This window comes from Mycolicibacter kumamotonensis (genome assembly GCF_002086285.1).
GTDB lineage: Bacteria > Actinomycetota > Actinomycetes > Mycobacteriales > Mycobacteriaceae > Mycobacterium > Mycobacterium kumamotonense.
In genome coordinates, this window is record NZ_MVHU01000089.1 from 1 (window position 1) to 1687 (window position 1687).

The window sequence follows — 1687 nt, forward strand, 5'->3', positions numbered from 1 at the left end:
GCGCGGGGTGGGGTGGATGAGCCGGTGGTGGTGGGGCTTGCTGGTGCGCAGTCTGCTGATGTCGCGGCGTTGGCGGTTGCCGTGGAAGACGGACGTGTTCCTGATGTCGTCGTTGCCCGGTTGCCTGGTGGTGCTGGTGGTGGTGTTGAGGCGGTGCATTCCGGTGTGCGGGGGACTCTGGAGCTGTTGCAGGCGTGGTTGGGTGAGGAGCGCTTGGCGGGTGCGCGTCTGGCGTTGGTCACCCATGGGGCGATTGCCGCGACAGCCGGTGAGGTGCCTGACCCGGGTGCCGCCGCGGCGCGTGGCCTTGTGCGGTCTGCTCAGGCAGAACATCCTGAGCGCTTTCTCCTTGTCGACGTCGATACCGAGATTGATGGCAACGTCACGGATTTGCCGTGGGCGGACTTGCTGAGTTGTGGTGAGTCGGAGCTGGCGTTGCGTAGGGGGGGCTTACTGGCACCTCGACTTGGTCGAGTGGTGAGTCGGGGGCCGGCTCCTTCGCCACTGGAACCAGAGGGCACGGTGCTGATCACCGGCGGTACCGGTGCTGCTGGTGGCCTCGTGGCAGCTCACCTTGCCCGTGAGCATGGCGTTCGTCATCTGGTGCTGTTGAGTCGTCGCGGCGCCGCGGCAGAGGGCAGCCAAGAGCTGGCCGCTGAGCTGGCTGACTACGGCTGCTCAGTGACCTTCGCGGCGTGTGACGCTGCTGATCGCGATGCGCTCGCTGGTGTGCTGGAGACCATTCCTGAGCAGTATCCGCTGCGGGCCGTTGTCCATGCGGCCGGCACACTTTCCGATGCAACGATCGCGTCGTTGACCGCTGAACAGCTCGAGGAGGTGCTGCGCGCCAAGGTCGATGCGGCCGTGCACCTCGATGAGCTCGCTGGTGACGTTGAACTTGTGCTGTTCTCGTCGGTGGCGGCTACGTTCGGGTCGGCGGGGCAAGGCAATTACGCCGCAGCCAATGCATTCCTCGACGCCCTGGCCCAGCGGCGGCGTGCTCAGGGCCGACCAGGTCGCGCGTTGGCATGGGGGCCGTGGTCGGTCGGGATGGCAGCAGCACTTCAAGACGCCGATCGCGCGCGGATGGAGCGTTTGGGCATGCAGCCGCTCGACGGTACGCGTGCGCTGGCTTTGTTTGATGCCGTCAGCGGGGTCGACGCCGCCCAGCTCGTCCTCGTCGCTTTGGACTTCAGCCGACTGTCGACCCTCGCGCGGGCCGGCCTTCTGCCGGCCTTATTCAGCGGGTTGGTGCGAGTACCGGCTCGTCGGCGCGCGGATAGCGGTGCCCTTTCGCGTCGGTTGTTCGAGATGGCGGAGTCCGATCGTGATGGCTTCGTACTGGATTTGGTGGGTAGGGAAGCCGCGGCGGTGCTCGGGTATGAGTCGTCGGCGGCGGTGGATGTGGGTCGGGCGTTTAAGGAGGCGGGTTTCGACTCGTTGGCGGCGGTGGAGTTCCGTAACCGGTTGGCTCAGGTGACGGGGTTGCGGTTGCCGGCGACGTTGATTTTCGACCATCCCACTCCGGCGGCGGTGGCGGCGTTTGTGCGGCGGGAGGCTGAAGGCGCTGTCGTGGAGGAGGCGGTCGCGCCGGCGGCGGCTCGTGGGGGCGTTGTCGGTGTGGATGAGCCGATTGCGATTGTGGGGATGGGGTGTCGGTATCCGGGTGGGGTGGGTTCTCCGGAGC

The 1687-nt window shown here is 66.7% G+C and carries 1 protein-coding gene and 1 pseudogene; both read left to right on the top strand.

What is annotated here, in order from left to right:
• Positions 1-81: 81 nt before the first annotated feature.
• Positions 82-408, top strand: a pseudogene (locus tag BST28_RS25335) (SpnB-like Rossmann fold domain-containing protein); the annotation flags it as partial.
• A gap of 114 nt (positions 409-522) precedes the next feature.
• A partial coding sequence (locus BST28_RS23930) for a beta-ketoacyl reductase (RefSeq protein ID WP_207570199.1) occupies positions 523-1687 on the top strand: 1165 nt, incomplete at its 3' end.